15 protein-coding genes are annotated in these 16,039 nt (G+C 42.8%); 12 read left to right on the plus strand and 3 right to left on the minus strand.

From position 1 onward, the window contains the following. Positions 1–58: 58 nt before the first annotated feature. Together J7I42_RS06485 and J7I42_RS06490 are read left to right on the plus strand one after the other, a co-directional pair. Entirely contained in the window at positions 59–1,336 is a 1,278-nt protein-coding gene (locus J7I42_RS06485) for a M23 family metallopeptidase (protein ID WP_209137956.1), read from the plus strand. Between the two features lie 87 nt (positions 1,337–1,423). Beyond that, positions 1,424–2,005, plus strand: a complete 582-nt coding sequence (locus J7I42_RS06490) for a porin family protein (RefSeq protein ID WP_209137957.1) — start codon at positions 1,424–1,426, stop codon at positions 2,003–2,005. Positions 2,006–2,066: 61 nt separating this feature from the next. Here J7I42_RS06490 and J7I42_RS06495 read toward each other — a convergent pair whose 3' ends face one another. Beyond that, positions 2,067–4,214 (minus strand): S9 family peptidase, encoded by a 2,148-nt coding sequence (locus tag J7I42_RS06495; RefSeq protein WP_209137958.1) that lies wholly within the window; start codon positions 4,212–4,214, stop codon positions 2,067–2,069. Between the two features lie 134 nt (positions 4,215–4,348). On the opposite strand from J7I42_RS06495, the gene J7I42_RS06500 reads away from it, so the two are divergent. Together J7I42_RS06500 and J7I42_RS06505 are read left to right on the plus strand one after the other, a co-directional pair. After that, positions 4,349–5,374, plus strand: a complete 1,026-nt coding sequence (locus J7I42_RS06500) for a 2-oxoacid:ferredoxin oxidoreductase subunit beta (protein WP_209137959.1) — start codon at positions 4,349–4,351, stop codon at positions 5,372–5,374. A 96-nt stretch (positions 5,375–5,470) separates the two neighbouring features. Then, complete coding sequence (locus tag J7I42_RS06505; RefSeq protein ID WP_209137960.1) at positions 5,471–6,529, plus strand: acyltransferase family protein; 1,059 nt, start codon at positions 5,471–5,473, stop codon at positions 6,527–6,529. A 636-nt stretch (positions 6,530–7,165) separates the two neighbouring features. Here J7I42_RS06505 and J7I42_RS06510 read toward each other — a convergent pair. Next, positions 7,166–8,056, minus strand: coding sequence for a cupin-like domain-containing protein (locus J7I42_RS06510; protein WP_209137961.1), 891 nt, complete (start codon positions 8,054–8,056; stop codon positions 7,166–7,168). A 166-nt stretch (positions 8,057–8,222) separates the two neighbouring features. Here J7I42_RS06510 and J7I42_RS06515 point away from each other — a divergent pair, with 166 nt between their 5' ends. Both J7I42_RS06515 and J7I42_RS06520 read left to right on the plus strand, forming a co-directional pair. Further along, entirely contained in the window at positions 8,223–8,843 is a 621-nt protein-coding gene (locus J7I42_RS06515) for an L-threonylcarbamoyladenylate synthase (RefSeq protein ID WP_209137962.1), read from the plus strand. 131 nt (positions 8,844–8,974) lie between these two features. Further along, on the plus strand, positions 8,975–9,577 hold the full coding sequence (locus J7I42_RS06520; RefSeq protein ID WP_209137963.1) for a GNAT family N-acetyltransferase: 603 nt from the start codon (positions 8,975–8,977) through the stop codon (positions 9,575–9,577). 237 nt (positions 9,578–9,814) lie between these two features. On the opposite strand, the gene J7I42_RS06525 is transcribed toward J7I42_RS06520, so the two are convergent. Beyond that, positions 9,815–10,420 carry a ribonuclease HII gene (locus J7I42_RS06525; protein ID WP_209137964.1) on the minus strand — a complete coding sequence of 202 codons (606 nt, stop codon included), beginning with the start codon at positions 10,418–10,420 and terminating at the stop codon, positions 9,815–9,817. A gap of 86 nt (positions 10,421–10,506) precedes the next feature. Between J7I42_RS06525 and J7I42_RS06530 the strand changes: the two genes are divergently transcribed. The 6 genes from J7I42_RS06530 (at position 10,507) to J7I42_RS06555 (ending at position 15,999) form a co-directional block, all read left to right on the plus strand. Next, positions 10,507–11,139 carry a Crp/Fnr family transcriptional regulator gene (locus J7I42_RS06530; protein ID WP_209137965.1) on the plus strand — a complete coding sequence of 211 codons (633 nt, stop codon included), beginning with the start codon at positions 10,507–10,509 and terminating at the stop codon, positions 11,137–11,139. A 267-nt stretch (positions 11,140–11,406) separates the two neighbouring features. Beyond that, positions 11,407–12,201: a sulfite exporter TauE/SafE family protein gene (locus tag J7I42_RS06535; protein ID WP_209137966.1), complete on the plus strand. Its 795-nt coding sequence runs from the start codon at positions 11,407–11,409 to the stop codon at positions 12,199–12,201. 90 nt (positions 12,202–12,291) lie between these two features. Next, positions 12,292–13,710: an MBL fold metallo-hydrolase gene (locus tag J7I42_RS06540; protein ID WP_209137967.1), complete on the plus strand. Its 1,419-nt coding sequence runs from the start codon at positions 12,292–12,294 to the stop codon at positions 13,708–13,710. A 95-nt stretch (positions 13,711–13,805) separates the two neighbouring features. After that, positions 13,806–14,375 carry a YeeE/YedE family protein gene (locus tag J7I42_RS06545; protein ID WP_209137968.1) on the plus strand — a complete coding sequence of 190 codons (570 nt, stop codon included), beginning with the start codon at positions 13,806–13,808 and terminating at the stop codon, positions 14,373–14,375. A gap of 10 nt (positions 14,376–14,385) precedes the next feature. Continuing rightward, positions 14,386–14,913, plus strand: a complete 528-nt coding sequence (locus J7I42_RS06550; RefSeq protein ID WP_209137969.1) for a DUF6691 family protein — start codon at positions 14,386–14,388, stop codon at positions 14,911–14,913. Between the two features lie 381 nt (positions 14,914–15,294). Further along, on the plus strand, positions 15,295–15,999 hold the full coding sequence (locus tag J7I42_RS06555) for a twin-arginine translocation signal domain-containing protein (RefSeq protein ID WP_209137970.1): 705 nt from the start codon (positions 15,295–15,297) through the stop codon (positions 15,997–15,999). Positions 16,000–16,039 lie beyond the last annotated feature (40 nt).

Here is a 16,039-nt window from a genome sequence, read left to right on the forward strand (position 1 = left end):
GCCGGGCACTGTTTTTGCGCTAAAAATGGCCGCCTGGAAAACCGGCAAATAAACATATATGTTTACACACAGAGATTGGGGTATTGCTTTTTCACTTATGGCCATATTAATTGTGGCGGTAATTGTATTAAGCAGTTTAAACCTTTCTTTACCCGGCGAAAAAGCACCCCAGGCAAAAAAGGATACTACTGTAATTATAGTTCCTCGCCGGTTTGGTTTGGCCCTCGATTCATTTAATGTAACAGAAAGCATTATTCAAAAAAATGAATACCTGAATTCCATCCTGGAATTGTATAACGTTGACAGTAATACTATCAAGAGCCTGCAATCAAAATCCAAGTACGTATATGATGTACGTAAGATGAAAGCTGGTTCGCAGTACACGGTGTTCTCTACAAAAGATACTTTACATAAGGTTTGTTATTTTGTTTACCAGCCTAACGCCATTGATTACGTTCTGTATGATCTTACCGATTCAGTAAAAGTAGTAACTGGTAAAAGACAGGTTACTGCGCGGTTAGAAACTGCTTCGGGCATCATCAATGGGTCGTTGTATGAAACCTTTCAGAAATCAGGCACGGATCCCGCACTGGCTATGAAACTGGCTGACCTGTATGCTTATACAGTAGATTTTTATTCCATTCATGATGGCGATTATTTTAAGGTGTTGTATGAGCAGCGCTACATAAAAGATGAACCTGTTGAAACAGGCGCCATTCAATCTGCTGTGTTCTCCCATAACGGCGAGAAGTTTTATGCTTTCTATTATAGATCCGATTCAACAGATGCCGGTGACTATTATGACGAGAAAGGTAAAAGTTTACGGACATTATTTTTAAAGGCACCCCTTAAATTCAGCCACATCACCTCAGGGTATTCATTAAGGCGTTTTCATCCGGTACAAAAAAGATGGAAGACGCACCTGGGCACTGATTATGCGGCACCGGAAGGCACACCCATCATTGCCACCGGGGATGGCGTTGTAATAGAATCTGAGTACAACAATAACAACGGCAACTTTGTAAAAATAAAACACGACGATACTTACACTACCCAGTACTTGCATATGACCAAGCAGGCAGTGCGCGCCGGACAAAGTGTACGCCAGGGGCAGGTTATTGGTTATGTAGGCAGCACAGGGCTTGCTACAGGCCCACACGTTTGCTATCGTTTCTGGAAGAGTGGAAAACAGGTGAACCCACTACAACAGACCTTCCCGCCTTCAGTGCCATTACCAGATTCAGTAATGACCCGCTTTGGTGAATATGTATTGAAGCAACAGCAACAACTGAATACTGTAAACGTTGGTGCCGTGCAAAGTCTTTCCATGAATTAATTTATAGAATTGATTAACAGGCTGGTTGATCAATAGTCTGCAAACTGGCATACGCTTTGGAAACTGTGTGGGCAAACACCTTCAAACATGAATAAGTATTTTTTTCCACTGGTTTTGTTTTGCCTTCTTGCGTACAGTTCTCAAGCTCAAAAAATGACACCCGGTATAAAAGGCGGTCTTAATATTACAGATGTTACCGGATTCAATGGTGACAATAGATTGAGTGGCCATGTGGGCCTTTTTTTAAATAGCCGCATAAACGCCAGGTGGAGCTTTCAACCTGAAATATTGTATTCGGGGCAGGGACAGCAATTTCCTGTGAGCCTAAGAGACGATGCGACCCTCGCGCTTAGTTATATCCAGGTCCCACTCATGTTCCAGTTTTATCCTGTAAGGCAGTTTTATGTGGAGTTTGGCCCGCAAATAGGATTCTTATTATCTGCAAATAGTAAGAACAATGATGATAAAGCTGAAATTGATGAATGGTTTAAAAAAGTAGATGGGGCTATTTGCTTTGGTGCAGGTATTCAGGCTACGTCCATGTTGGGTTTCTATGCCCGGTACAATGCCGGTATTGCTGATATTTCGAAAAACAACAACGCGCTTTTAGGTAACCGCGACCATTACAACCGTGTAGGTGAGTTAGGCATTGCTATTAAGCTGAAGTAAATTTATAAAGAAAGGGAGCTTTATGAAGTAATCATTCATAAGGCTCCCTTTTTTAATTTCCTTAATTGATCCAGCGTTCAAAAAACTCCCAGGTGCGTAACATTTGATCAATACGTTGCCGGTTATCGCCGCTGCGGGTTATTTCATGTGTAGCATTAGGATGCCGTATATATTCAACCGGGCGGCCCAATACCTTTAGACTTCGGTACATCATTTCGCTTTCAACAAAACCGGTGCGGCGATCATTATCACCATGAAAAATAATATAAGGGGTAGTAATGTTCTGTATATAAGTAATAGGTGATTCCCGTTGCAGATTTGCTTTGGCAGTTGTTTCCCAGGGATAACCACCGAAATAGAGGGGTACCAGCCGCCAGGCATTTCCTTCGCCAAAGAACGTACCCAGATCGTATACGCCCCGTTGCGAACAGGCCGCTTTAAATCGATGATCGTGGGCAATGATCCATGCCACCAGATAGCCTGCATATGACCCGCCGGTAACTACCAGTTTGGACGTGTCGGCCCAGCCTTCACTAATGGTTTTATCTAAAGCAGTCAACACATCGCTGGATGGTCCTTTGCCCCAGTCGTTGATATTAGCCCGAAGAAAGTTTTCACCATAGCCACCACTGCCCCGTGGGTTGCAGTATACAACGCCATAGCCTTTGCTGCAAAAGAACTGGTATTCGTGCCACATGGTATTTTCTCCCGGTCCCCACATAGCAGTGGGGCCGCCGTGTATTTCCAGCAATAAGGGGTATTTTTTCCCCGGTTCATAATTGGCCGGTTTCATTACCCAATATTCTATGGTCATTCCCTTATTATTGGTAAAGGTTTTCTTTTCGGGGAGGGAAAGCTGTTTGCCCTGTAACCAGGCTGCATTAAAATTACTGATGCGTTGTGATTGTTTCCCATTGGCATCTGCCAGGTACAATTCAAAGGGATTGGTTACTTCGGTTTTTACAAATACCAGCTTATTATTGATCAGATCAAAACTGCTGATGCCGCTATTATAATCGGTTAGCTGCTCAACTTTTTTGGTGTTAATATTTAACTGGTACAATGGAAAGCCACCATTGCTGGGCGAAGTGAAGTACAGGTATTTTTCATCGTCGCTCCATAGCAGGTCTTCCTTTGTTCGATCAAAGGGAAGCAGGACCATATCTTTTGCGGTACCATTTATGGGCATTATGGCAAGCTGCGGAATTTTAACCTGGTTTATGCCTGAAAACTGAAAGGCAAGCCATTTACCGGAAGGGGAGAGGGTGGGCGTGGTAAATTGTTTTCCTTCTTCGCCCAGAATTTTATGAAGCTGACTTCCGTCAGCATTTGCTAAAAAGATCTCATTCTCCTGTGACCGGTTGGGGTGTTGAATGGAATCGACATCGCCTGCCAGAATAAGCTGTTTTCCGTCTGGGGTGAAATCAACCCTGGAAAACGAAAAAAAGCCATGTGTTACCGCAGTGGCAACGTCGTCTGGGGATGTACCGGTAACAAAATAATGATTGAACCCCATATCGCCGTTTATGTTGCGTTCGTCCTGGAAATTGAGTTTATTCATCACCCGGGCTTTTTTATCGGTAACATTGTTATCGAGGTAGGCCCTTACTTCTTCCAGGGTGCCATCGGGATCGGCTTTGGCGTGGGAAGCCTTTAATTGTTCATTATGAGTGAAGCCTGGTTTTTCCAACGACCAGGCAGGAATTGCATTATCGGCGTTCAGAACTGAGTCTTTCAACAGATCTGTAAGTGGAATATTAGCCGTAAAAAGGATTTGTTTGCCGTCAGGGCGCCATTTAGGAGTAGTGGCGCCGTATTTAAACTTCGTTAACTGAATGGCTTCGCCACCATTGAATGAAAGCAAAAAGATCTGAGGTTTACTGTCCACTGTTCTAACAAAGGCCAGCTGTTTGCCATCGGGGCTCCAGGCGGGTTGACTGGCGTTTTCTTTAGCCGTTAACTGCCGGGGTGTGTCGAGCCCATCGGTATTCACTATCCAGATCTGGTTTACATACTTATACTCCAGCTTGGTGGTGCCATCATTTTCAATAGCGGTTACAACAAAAGCCGCCTTACTACCATCGGGTGAAAGGGTTACATCGCTGATGGATTGTATTTTGAGCATATCTGTAACAGCAACGTTTTGTTTGTTTTGAGCCAGCATTTTTACGGAAATGAGCAGGCAGACGCACATCATAAGTCTTTGCATGATAAGGAGTTTGAGGGCTGAAAGTAGCAATTCATGAATATTTGGCGCTACCGTTTATATATTAACAATATGAGCAATGAATTAAGCTTGTTCATTGTCGCATATTGCGATAATTTTGTCGTAATTATATATCTATGAGTGAAACTACAACGCCTGCTCTGACACCAAAAGACTTTGCCACCGATCAGGAGGTACGTTGGTGTCCTGGATGTGGAGACTACTCCATTTTGGCACAAGTGCAGAAGATCATGCCGGGTTTAGGAGTTCCAAAAGAGAACATTGTGATCATTTCCGGCATCGGCTGCAGCAGCCGGTTCCCTTATTATATGAATACCTATGGTATGCACTCGATCCATGGCCGGGCTACCGCCATTGCCAGTGGATTGAAAGCTGCCCGGCCCGAATTAAGTGTTTGGATCGTTACCGGTGATGGAGATGGATTGAGTATTGGTGGTAACCACACCATTCACTTGCTGCGCCGAAATTTCGATGTAAATGTGATGCTTTTCAATAACCAGATCTATGGGTTAACAAAAGGACAGTATTCACCTACATCAGAAAAAAATAAGGTAACCAAGTCAACCCCATACGGCAGTATCGATCATCCGTTCAACCCGCTGGCTTTAGCAATGGGTGCCGATGCGACATTTATTGCCCGTTCAATGGACCGTGACCCCAAGCACTTACAGGAGTTACTGGTAAGAAGTCATAAACATAAAGGAGCTTCTTTCCTCGAGATCTATCAAAACTGTAACATCTTCAATGATGGCGCTTTTGAAATGTTTACCGAGAAATCGACCAAGCTCGATAATACCCTGTTCCTGGAGCAAGGCAAGCCGCTTATTTTTGGCGCTCAATGCAATAAAGGGATAAAGCTCGATGGTTTTAAACCCATAATAGTCGACCTGAATGAGGGTGCGTCTGCCGATGATCTGTGGGTACATGACGAAGGCGATTTCTATAAAGCACAAATACTGGTAAGGATGTTCGATGACCCTCGTATTGAAGGTCATTTACCTCGTCCGTTCGGCGTATTTTATGAAACAGACCGCCCCTGTTACGAAGATGTAATGCAAATGCAGCTCGAAGAAGTAATGGCAAAAGGTCCGGCCAACCTCGATAAATTGTTACGGGGTAAAGAAACCTGGTCTATTGCTTAATCCATAACGTACAACGATCATTTCTCCCAGATACATTAACTTTTTATAAGCCCGTTTTAAACCAAGCGGGCTTATTTTTTCCTATCCTTCCTTTCTATGGAAAATCCAGTACTATTGCCTTTACAGAAGAACGATACCAATATTGAATCAATTCAGATAATGCGGGGTATTGCTGCCATACTGGTGGTATTGTTGCATATTTCTATCAAAGGCGAGCAGTATGGAAACAATGCGCTTCACGGATTTACTATTGGCGGGGCAGGGGTAGACCTCTTCTTTATCATTTCCGGTTACATCATGTGTGTATCCACTATTAACCGCGATCTGAATTTTAGCCAGTTCATGCTACACCGCATAAGAAGAATAATTCCTCTTTACTGGCTTAGCACCACAATTGGATTGATAATATTTTTGGTTAAACCTGAAATTGTAAATACTTCAGGTGGTGAAACGGGAATCTGGGCTTCTTACACACTAATACCTACGGGGCAAAGGTACCTTAACTCCAATGGATGGACGCTCAGCTTTGAGTTCCTGTTTTATATCCTGTTTGGCATGCTTATCCATAAAGGCACCTACAGGGCCATGCAATTATCTTCGGTCGTATTACTGGCAATGGTAGGGGTGGTGTTATTATTTTCTGGTAACAGCGATATTTTTGGTTTTACTACCAGTAACCTGTATCTGGAGTTTATTTATGGTATGGGATGCTTTTATCTGTTCAATAAGAAGATCATCAAACCCAATACAACATTGGGCATGTGTTTATGTTCGTTAGGCGTGTTGTTGCTGGCTGCCGAAGCAATTGGAAAAGTGCCCAATCAGGAAGATGGCCGCGGTTGGTTATGGGGCATACCCATGCTGATGGTATTTACCGGGTTTTTGTGTTTGGAAGGATTTATAAAGGGAAGCGCTTCCCGGTTAAAGAAATTGTTGCTCCAGGCGGGCAATTCTTCCTATTCATTATACCTGTTTCATCCTTTTAGCCTGAGTGCAACGGCTCTTAGCTTAAAGTGGTTGCATTTGACTTCGAATCCCTATTTGTTTGCTCTCATATTATTTGTGGTTACGGCAATCTCGGGCTACATTATTTACGTATATATAGAAAGGCCATTGGTAACAGTTAGTAAGAAATTCCTCGCAAAGAAATCCTAATAGACTATTATAAAAAAAGGAGCCAGCGATGGATATCGCCGGCCTGTGCTTACCTCTGAAACCACAAAAAGAAAGAAGTTAAGCAATATGTTGTGATACAATAATTTTATTGAAGGTGGGGTTCAATGGATGATGGACAGAATGGGCATATAAAAAAAGAAGGTGATGCATCGGTACATGCGGGCATAAATGCTGTTTGCATGTCAGGGATTAACCCCCTTCTACGGTTAGTAAATTAAAAGCTTGCTGCCAATACAGGAGTAAGAGCAGTTAGTTTCAGTTACTGGTACAATCTTTTTTTTGCAATTTCAGGAACACAAATGATCTGCAGCACGTATACAGGTAAACAGAGATAATAATTAAAAAGGGTGGCGGACAATTTATGGTACGAACAAGTGAATATCCGTACTTATAAAATAGTTTTAAAAATTAAATGGAAATTGGAGGGTTAAAATCGGGAGATTGGATTAGTTCGTTGAGTGGTTTGCCGGTGAGAATATTAATTCAGCACATAGCCCGGTAAAAATAAAGACTGTTTTCTATAAAATCAATATTTTTCTTAAAATTTTTTAATGTCTGCTCGGCCAGCTTACTTTCTTAAGTTGGATCAAATTGGATTTAAAAAAACGAGCAATTTTAGTATCTCACATCTGAAGCTTCCAATTCCTTTTCAGCGGCCTTTAACAGGCTTGTTTTTTTATAAGAATACCACCATTTGGGGGCGGTTTTTTTCATCAATGTATCAATATTGCGCATACCGATCAAGTTCCAGGCGCCTCTGAGTTTGCCACTGATAGAAGATTGTAAAGCTCTCAAACTCATTGCAAAACCGCTGTCTAGGTATTCCATATGATGCCAGTAACCGGCGGGCATGAACAGGGTATCGCCATGATTCAGGATCACCTCATACCCCCTGGCCAGCTTCAATGCGGGAAACTGGGTATAATCAGGATTGCCATTTTCATAATAGTTCGAAAAATCGGCCAGGCTCAATACCTCAAAAGGTTTGCGGTATAACTTATGTTGCTCCTCGAAGGGGAATAACAGCACACGTTTACGGCCTGAGAACTGGGTATGCAGGATGTGCGACATGTCAATGTCGAAGTGCATATGGGTAATGCTGGTGGCCCCGCCAACAAATAGCATGGGGTATTTTTTAACAAATCCCTTCATTAAATCTTCCGGCCAGGTAAAATCTTCCGTTAACTGGGGCGCATGATCAAAAATATTGAAGAGAAAAATACGCCAGGCGGCGGGTCCCTTACTCACCATATCCACATACTCGCCAAAAGTTTTGTAATCGTCTGCTGTGTTAATGGGGGTGAAAGCGTCGCTCTTAATGTTGTTGTACAGTCCAACTCTTTTACTACCTACTATTTCTTTAAAATAAGCCCAGTTCCATTTCGTTAAGGCGGGCCAGTCTTTGGCCAGTTTGGTAATAACAACTGGTTTCAATGGCAGATAGTAACGCTGCTGAAAGTCGTCGGCGCTGATGGTATCAACGCGGTCAACAGGTTGTAATTGCATGAAATAAGTTTGCTCAAATTTAATATTAAATTCATTTTCGGCGCATGAAGTGGTGCTGAAAACATGTACGGCTTTAACATTTACATAAATAATGACATGTGTAACCGGGGCGCATAATTTGCCTGTATCATTATGAGACTTTAGTTAAAAAGTATAATTTGCCGTTATGTTATTACATCTTCATCCAGAAAACCCACAACCGCGTAACATTTCCACTATCGTGAAAGTTTTATCGGAAGGAGGGATTATTATATATCCAACCGACACGATCTACGGATTGGGCTGTGATATCTTTCAGCACAAAGCTATTGATCGCATATGTCGTATCAAAAATATAGACCCGCAAAAAGCGCAGCTTTCGTTTGTATGTTACGATCTGAGCGATTTGAGCCGGTATACAAAAAGTATCAGCACCCCCATGTATCGCTTGTTAAAGCATTATCTGCCGGGGCCATATACGTTTATTTTACCAGCCAGTAAGGAAGTCCCTAAAATTCTGCAAAGCAAAAAGAATACCATCGGGTTGCGAATCCCCGATAACCTGATCGCCCGTACCATTGTAAAAGAGCTGGGGCATCCAATATTAAGTACTACGTTGCCCGGAACTATGGTGGAAGAATATACCGATCCCGAACTGATGCACGATAATTTCGAAAAACTGGTTGATGTAGTGGCCGATGGTGGAATCGGCGGCATGGTACCCTCCACCGTTATTGATTGCACCGGCGATGAACCGGTCTTGATACGCCAGGGCGCCGGTGAGTGGGATACGGCAGACGTAGGGTAAAGCTTTTTTTTAATAACAGATTTCGACGCAAACTGATGCTGAAATAGGAAGTAAGACATGGGCGTCGTACTTCCTACTTCGTATTTTCATTACCGCATAATCCTTCTATAAAAAGCGATGCTTATATTAATATGAATACTGAATACCAAAAATTCTTCCCGGATCATTTTACCCTCGAAACACCCCGGGTGTTATTACGGTTAATGACGCCTGCCGATTATGAGGCATTTTTGCCCCTTATCAAAGACAAAGACATCTGGCGATATTTCCCACAAGACCTCAGCAATGAAAAGGAACTCTCAACCTGGATGCAGAAGTTGTTTAGCGAAAGAGAAGCAGGTGTTAGAATGCCTTTTACCGTTATTGACAAACATTCCAACGAAATTGTAGGCTGTACCAGTTATTTAAATATTTCTTTTTATGACAAACGCCTGGAGATAGGCAGCACCTGGCTGGGTACTTCGTTTATGGGAACAGGTATAAACCGTCAGGCAAAGTTTGCGCTTCTGTCTTTCGCGTTCGACGTAATGAAAATGGAGCGGGTTGAAGTAAAAACCGATAACCTGAACGAACGCGCCAAAGCAGCCCTGTTAAAAGTGGGTATGAAGCCGGAAGGAATTTTACGCAGCCATATGCTCATGCACGATAACCGCCGGCGGGACTCCATTTATTTCTCCATCATCAGAAATGAATGGGAAGAACGGAAGATGAGCTTTTTCCCGGAAATGTTATAAGCCAAAACCTGTTTATAAAAATTAATCCCGCCCTAATCGGGACGGGATTAATATCATCACAATTTAAAATCATCTGTTAACTGTTCAAAACTGCTATATATACAAAAGCGGGAAGGTCAAAAACAAAAACGACAAGGGCAGCCTTTTTGTTCATGACGGCAATGCCTTATTTTTTTGTCGGGCAGCAAATAGACTCTTAGGGGCGACTAAAGTTTAATTATCGTAAAAATAGGAGCATTAGATATCCATGCCGAGCTCCAGCTGGTTGGATGTTAAAGAGAAGGAGCGGCGATGATAGGGAGTGAGCCCAAATTCCTCAATGGCTTTGCGGTGTTCAGCAGTGCCATAACCTTTATTGGTGATCCATTTATACTGAGGAAAATCAGGATGCAGCTTACGCATATAATCGTCGCGGTAGGTTTTGGCCAGAATGCTGGCAGCCGCAATGGATGCATACTCCGAATCTCCTTTTATAATACACTGGTGGGGAACGCGTTTGTATTTAGTGAACCGATTTCCGTCGATGATCAGGAATTTGGCTTTCTTGCTTAATTTTTCAATGGCCAGGTGCATGGCTTTAAAAGAAGCATTCAGAATATTTATGCGGTCAATTTCTTCATGGTCCACCATGGCAACCCGGTAGCTGATGGCATTTTTTTCGATAAAACCCCTCAATTCATACCGGTCTTCCTCGTTCACTTGTTTGCTGTCGTTCAGCTTTTCGTGGTAAAAACCTTCCGGTAAAATAACCGCGGCGGCAAATACCGGTCCTGCCAAACATCCACGGCCTGCTTCATCGCAGCCAGCTTCAACGAGTTCAGTTTGGTAGAAGAGTTTTAGCAAGTGATTTATTTGAGCCCAAAAATAAGGCATGCCTTTATTTAAATATTATTTATCAACTTTGTTTTTTTACACATCACATTCCCAATATGGAATTAAGCACAATACCCCTGATGTTCCCCGCTTTTGAAAAGGAATTGCAACAGGAAATACAGGAGCAGGGCGAGATCCGCTTTTTCAAAACGGATGAACAATTGATGCGTACCGGCCAGTATTTCCGGTCGACCATGCTGATATTGAACGGGCTGGTGAAAATTTACCGGGAAGATGACGATGGAAATGAGTTTTTTATGTACTACCTACAACCAGGGCAGGCATGCGCTTTGTCAATGGTTTGTGCGGCAGAGCATAAAAAGAGCGCCATTATGGCAAAAGCGGTGAAGGATACAGAAATTATTGCCATCCCTTTAGAGTATATGGAGGAGTGGATGGGAAAATACAAAGGCTGGAGCCAATTTGTGATCACTACATATCGCTCACGCTTTGAAGAATTATTAAGCACTATTGATCATATTGCCTTTCGGGGCATGGATGAACGCCTGGAATTCTATTTAAAAAAGCACCAGGAAACCCTGGGTACCAACATCATTCCGCTCAATCACCAGGAAATTGCCAACGAGGTCAATTCATCCCGGGAAGTTATTTCACGGCTGCTGAAAAAAATGGAACAGTTTGGCAAGGTAAAGCTGCATCGTAATGCTATTGAAATTATTCAATTGTAATTAGAATATATTAAAGAGCTTTAAACGTTTGCCTTCATTCATTAGAAAACATTTTCTATAAATCTGTTTTTGTAAAAAGCCTTCTTTATAAAGCAATAACATATTTGACAAACATCATCCTTATTGTGACCTTCGTCACTTATCGGGCTTTTAATTTCCCGCATCTTCACCCAATGATTGCATGCGCTCAGTATACCAATGCCCGGTACACTGTTCCATGATCATTTAAAACCTGTCTGTTGTTGTTTTACCGAATTATTTATTTAAATGGAAATAGCCGGTTATTTAGCAGCCGTATTAATTGGCGTATCATTAGGTTTGATTGGTGGTGGAGGGTCTATCCTTACAGTGCCAGTGTTTGTGTACCTGTTGCATGTGCATCCGGTATTGGCCACCACGTATTCGCTTTTTGTGGTTGGCAGTTGTAGCCTGGTAGGCAGTGTACGTTCCTATTATAAGAAACTGATCGATTTTCAGGTAGTGCTGTATTTCGGCCTGCCTTCGCTGTTATCGGTATTTGTTGTGCGGCGGTTTTTATTGCCGGAGATCCCCGATCATTTGTTTACTCTTGGCGAACTGGTAGTTGATAAAGGTGTTTTTCTAATGGTGCTGTTTGCTTTATTGATGCTTGCGGCGGCCATTTCTATGATAAACGCAGGCCGCCAGTCAAATTCATCTGTTGTTCATAAAAAGAGAAAAAGCGGGTTGTTGGTACAGGGGTTATTAGTGGGCGCAGTTACCGGTTTACTGGGGGCGGGTGGTGGTTTTTTGATCATCCCCTCTTTGGTACTGATAAGCCGGTTGCCAATGAAAATAGCAGTAGGAACCTCGCTCACCATTATGGCCATTAGTTCTTTTTTTGGTTTTTTCAGCACTCTGGCGCATTATACAATAAACTGGTCGCAGTTATTGTTATTTACCGCCATCGCCGTACTCGGAATTTTTGTAGGGACCGCTTTTTCTGATAAAATACCCGGTCAGGCATTAAAAAAAGGATTTGGATGGTTTGTATTGGCAATCGGCCTGTTTATCCTGGTGCGGGAGTTGTGCTTTTTTAGCTAACTGATGGCCATTAAACGGCTCTGTGATAAAAGTCATATTCTATTAAAACCATATTACTCAAATTGCGTTGATTATTTAAACAGCATTGTTATGAAGATAGAACAAATTTATACCGGTTGCCTGGCACAGGGAGCATATTACATCGAAAGCGAAGGAGAAGCGGTTGTTATTGACCCGCTGCGTGAAATAGATCCATATGTTCAGAAAGCTGCCCGTAATGGCGCCATTATAAAATATGTTTTTGAAACGCATTTTCATGCTGATTTTGTTTCGGGGCATCTCGATCTGGCAAAAGCAACAGGCGCTACCATTGTGTATGGCCCTACTGCTGCGCCATCGTTCGAGGCACACATTGCTACCGATGGGGAAATATTTAAAATAGGTAAGGTAACTATTACAGCCTTGCACACGCCAGGCCATACTTTGGAAAGCACCTGTTACCTGTTAAAAGATGAACAGGGCAAGGAACTTGGTTTATTCAGCGGTGATACTTTATTTATTGGTGATGTTGGCCGGCCCGACCTGGCGCAAAAAGCAGATCATATAACACAGGAAGATCTGGCTGGATTATTATACGATTCCCTTCGCAGCAAGATCATGCCTTTGCCCGATACTTTGATAGTTTATCCCGCTCACGGCGCTGGCAGTGCCTGTGGCAAGAACATGAGTAAAGAAACAACTGATACCTTTGGTCATCAGAAACAAACAAACTATGCTTTGCGTGCCGATATGAGCAAGCAGGAATTTATAAAAGAAGTTACGGAAGGTTTAACTGCTCCCCCACAATACTTTCCGCTGAATGTGCAATTGAACAAACAAGGTTATGAAAGCATCAATGAAGTGTTGAAGAAAGGCACGCATCCGTTGGGTGTTGAAGCTTTTGAAGCAGCCGCTAATGAAACCGATGCGCTTATACTCGATACCAGAGACCCGCAAACATTTGCAAAAGGGTTTATTCCCAATTCCATCAATATTGGCATCGATGGCAATTTTGCACCCTGGGTTGGAGCGCTTATTCCTGACATTAAACAAACCATCCTGATTGTGGCAGAAGAAGGTCGCCAGGAAGAAGTGGTTACCCGCCTGGCCAGGGTGGGGTACGATTACGCCATCGGATATTTGAAAGGCGGTATTGACGCCTGGAAAAAAGCAGGTAAGGAAATTGATACTATTAAATCCATAACAGCAACCGAACTGGCCGCTATACAGGAAGCTGATGCCAATATAAACGTGTTGGATGTACGTAAGCAAAGCGAATATGAAGCCGAGCATATAAAAGGGGCAGTAAATGCCAGTCTTGATTATATTAATGACAGTATGCAGCAGGTTGATAAAAACAACACATGGTATGTGCATTGTGCCGGCGGCTACCGGTCAATGATCTTTATTTCAATCTTAAAAGCCCGAGGTTTCGATAACCTGATAGATATAAAAGGTGGATTCAAAGCACTTAAAGAAACAGGAAAATTTGCGATAACGGATTTTGTTTGTCCAAACACTATGTTGTAACCGCATCTCGCAAAATTTCATTAACTTATAGCTGTGTGATTTATGTCGCACAGCTTTTTTTATGAATCCACCATATTTACAAAAAATTAGTCATCATGCAATTCCTGGAATGGATTAAGCAGCCCTGGCCCTGGTATGTGGCAGGTCCGTTGATTGGGCTGGTAGTGCCGCTGCTGTTGATCATGGGTAATAAATCATTCGGTGTATCTTCTTCCTTGCGGCACATTTGTGCAGCTTGTATACCGGCTGATATCCCATTTTTCAAATACAACTGGCGAAAAGAAACCTGGAACCTGTTTTTTGTGGCTGGTATTTTGCTTGGAGCCTTCATTGCCACCCAGTGGTTAAATAACGGCCAGCCCATTGCGGTCAATCCAAAACTGGCGAACGACTTGCAGCAGTATAATATTCATAATTATTCTTCAATAGTTCCTGTGGAGCTGTTTAACTGGCCTTCTTTGTTAACAGCGCGTGGATTTATCTTACTGGTTGTAGGGGGCTTTTTAGTAGGGTTTGGTACCCGGTATGCCGGCGGTTGTACGTCGGGCCATGCCATTATGGGGCTTTCGAACCTGCAATGGCCTTCGTTGGTAGCAACTTGTTGTTTTATGATCGGAGGGTTTATTACCGCCAATCTGATCTTACCTGTGATCTTAAACCTGTAAAGCATTGACTATGGAAACGAAAGATATAATTGCACAGCCTGTTATAGCAAAAGAAACCAATACTGATTTTGAGGTGCGCTCGCTCGATACCATTTGCGTCAACGAGTCGCGTATGGAACACTCATGGTGGCATTCGATAAAATATTTAATTGCCGGGTTATTGTTTGGTATTCTGCTGGTTAAAGCAGAAGTGATCTCCTGGTTCCGGATTCAGGAAATGTTCCGTCTGCAAAGTTTTCATATGTATGGAGTAATTGGAGCTGCTGTAGTAACGGGCATCATTTCAATATGGATCATTAAAAAATTCAAGGTTAAAACAATATATGGCGAACCTATTGAACTGCATCCCAAGCAATTCAATAAAGGGCAGATATATGGCGGTCTTTTATTTGGCGCTGGCTGGGCATTAACAGGTGCTTGTCCTGGCCCATTGTACGCATTGATCGGCACAGGTGCTACCGTGATCATTGTTACCTTATTAAGTGCCATTGCCGGTACTTGGGTGTACGGCCGCATGCGCGAAAAATTGCCACATTAATTTGGTGGCTAATATGTAATATGAGTATCTTTAATATGGATTTAATGTGACTGATTTTCCAAACTATTTGAACGGAGATTCCTTTCTTACACCGGTCTTCTTTGGTGAACCTCATCCTCTCTATTATTTTAAATAATAAGCATTCCCTTTAGAACCCAGCCGTCACCATTCTTCTGAATAACCACTGAAGGGATTAATAACACCGTGGAATTAATTGTACCAACCAGGAAGTTGCGAAGCATTGTGCCTACTCCATGAATGAGTTGACCCGCCGGCCTTTAACTGGCCTGTACCTGTTTTATCTGTATATACTACAGTGATCAGGGCGGGTTTAACATATGTATTTCAGTCCTCCTTATCAACAATAAAATTCTACTGTATATGCAAACCAACAATTCGAATGCTGAATCACGCCGCGACTTCTTAGGAAAACTCGCTGCGGGCGCAGCTGCGCTGGGAACAGTTTCCCTGGCTCCCTTTCAGGCACAAGCCCTGCCTGGGTTAACTGATCATGACGAGCATGAATATTCCGGTGCTGAAGAATGGTTTAATAAAATAAAAGGAAAACACCGCATTGTGTTTGATGCTACACAACCGCATGAAATGATGCCATTTGCCTGGCCAAAAGTTTTTTTATTAACAAATGCAGCTACCGGTACACCTGAAAAGGATTGCAGTGTGGTAGTTGTACTGCGCCACGATGCAGTTGGCTATGCTTTGCAAAACGAAATGTGGGAAAAGTACAAACTGGGCGAACTGTTCAAAGCCAATGATCCGCTCACAAAAGCACCTGCTACGCGGAATCCATTCTGGAAACCAAAAGAAGGTGATTTTAAAGTGCCCGGTCTTGGCAATGTAGCTATTGGTATTAATGAACTTCAGGATAGTGGGGTTATGTTCTGCGCTTGCGAAATGGCTATAACCGTATATAGCGCTGTAGCAGCAGATATGATGAAAGCAGATGTTACAGCCGTGAAAAAGGAATGGCTGGGTGCTGTGTTGCCAAATATCCAGATAGTGCCGTCAGGCGTATGGGCATTAGGCCGGGCACAGGAGCATGGTTGCACCTATTGCTTTGCCGGTTAGGTATTTGTTAGAATGAATTGAATGTCCCCTTTTCTTAACC

The sequence above is a fragment of the Niastella soli genome (genome assembly GCF_017742245.1).
Lineage (GTDB): Bacteria > Bacteroidota > Bacteroidia > Chitinophagales > Chitinophagaceae > Niastella > Niastella soli.

Excerpts from the sequence above, each read along its gene's own strand:
- J7I42_RS06485 (WP_209137956.1), top strand. The coding sequence starts at position 59 with ATGTTTACACACAGAGATTGGGGTATTGCTTTTTCACTTATGGCCATA.
- J7I42_RS06490 (WP_209137957.1), top strand. The coding sequence starts at position 1,424 with ATGAATAAGTATTTTTTTCCACTGGTTTTGTTTTGCCTTCTTGCGTAC.
- J7I42_RS06495 (WP_209137958.1), bottom strand. The coding sequence starts at position 4,214 with ATGCAAAGACTTATGATGTGCGTCTGCCTGCTCATTTCCGTAAAAATG.
- J7I42_RS06500 (WP_209137959.1), top strand. The coding sequence starts at position 4,349 with ATGAGTGAAACTACAACGCCTGCTCTGACACCAAAAGACTTTGCCACC.
- J7I42_RS06505 (WP_209137960.1), top strand. The coding sequence starts at position 5,471 with ATGGAAAATCCAGTACTATTGCCTTTACAGAAGAACGATACCAATATT.
- J7I42_RS06510 (WP_209137961.1), bottom strand. The coding sequence starts at position 8,056 with ATGCAATTACAACCTGTTGACCGCGTTGATACCATCAGCGCCGACGAC.
- J7I42_RS06515 (WP_209137962.1), top strand. The coding sequence starts at position 8,223 with ATGTTATTACATCTTCATCCAGAAAACCCACAACCGCGTAACATTTCC.
- J7I42_RS06520 (WP_209137963.1), top strand. The coding sequence starts at position 8,975 with ATGAATACTGAATACCAAAAATTCTTCCCGGATCATTTTACCCTCGAA.
- J7I42_RS06530 (WP_209137965.1), top strand. The coding sequence starts at position 10,507 with ATGGAATTAAGCACAATACCCCTGATGTTCCCCGCTTTTGAAAAGGAA.
- J7I42_RS06535 (WP_209137966.1), top strand. The coding sequence starts at position 11,407 with ATGGAAATAGCCGGTTATTTAGCAGCCGTATTAATTGGCGTATCATTA.
- J7I42_RS06540 (WP_209137967.1), top strand. The coding sequence starts at position 12,292 with ATGAAGATAGAACAAATTTATACCGGTTGCCTGGCACAGGGAGCATAT.
- J7I42_RS06545 (WP_209137968.1), top strand. The coding sequence starts at position 13,806 with ATGCAATTCCTGGAATGGATTAAGCAGCCCTGGCCCTGGTATGTGGCA.
- J7I42_RS06550 (WP_209137969.1), top strand. The coding sequence starts at position 14,386 with ATGGAAACGAAAGATATAATTGCACAGCCTGTTATAGCAAAAGAAACC.
- J7I42_RS06555 (WP_209137970.1), top strand. The coding sequence starts at position 15,295 with ATGCAAACCAACAATTCGAATGCTGAATCACGCCGCGACTTCTTAGGA.